Below are 518 nucleotides of genomic sequence, written 5' to 3'. Positions count from 1 at the left end.
GCCCAGACCGGCTGATCGAGCCACAGCCACAGGATCAGCGCGGGAATCCCCGCCCGCAGTCCGGCAGCCGTGGTGCCTGCACCGCCGTGGTGCACGACCGCGCGGCACGTCGGAAGGACGGCGCCGTGGTTGACCGCGTCGACCACCAGCACGTGGTCGAAAGGCGGAGTCTCGCCGAAGTCGTTGGGACCGCCGCAGATCAACGCCCGCTCCCCCAACTGCGCGCAGGCCCCGGCGATCATGGCGACGGTGTCCGCGGCCGACGCGATCGGCGTGCTGCCAAAGCCGAAGCAGATCGGCGGGCTGCCCGGGGCGATCCAGGACAAGACCTCGTCGTCGGCGTCGGTCGCCAGCTGCAGCGTCAGCGCGCCGACGAAGGGGCGTCGCCGGCTCTGTTCCGCCCACGCGATCGCCAGCTCGGGAAAGCAGATTTCGTCATAGGCCTGAATCTCCAGCGGCTGCGGTGGTCCTTCGGCCGTCGCCGGCAGCCCGAGCTGGCGACGTTGCGCGTCTTCGGC

General features: G+C 71.2%; 1 protein-coding gene. It reads right to left on the bottom strand.

Annotated elements, in window-relative coordinates:
- Positions 1–518 (bottom strand): glycosyltransferase (locus A5764_RS28855; RefSeq protein ID WP_369807305.1); only part of this gene is annotated, 518 nt, incomplete at both ends.

The sequence above is a fragment of the Mycobacterium sp. 852002-51057_SCH5723018 genome (assembly GCF_001667035.1).
In the GTDB taxonomy this organism is placed as follows: Bacteria; Actinomycetota; Actinomycetes; order Mycobacteriales; family Mycobacteriaceae; genus Mycobacterium.
Note: the sequence above shows the minus strand (reverse complement) of the source record. Positions and strands in the feature narration are given on the sequence as shown.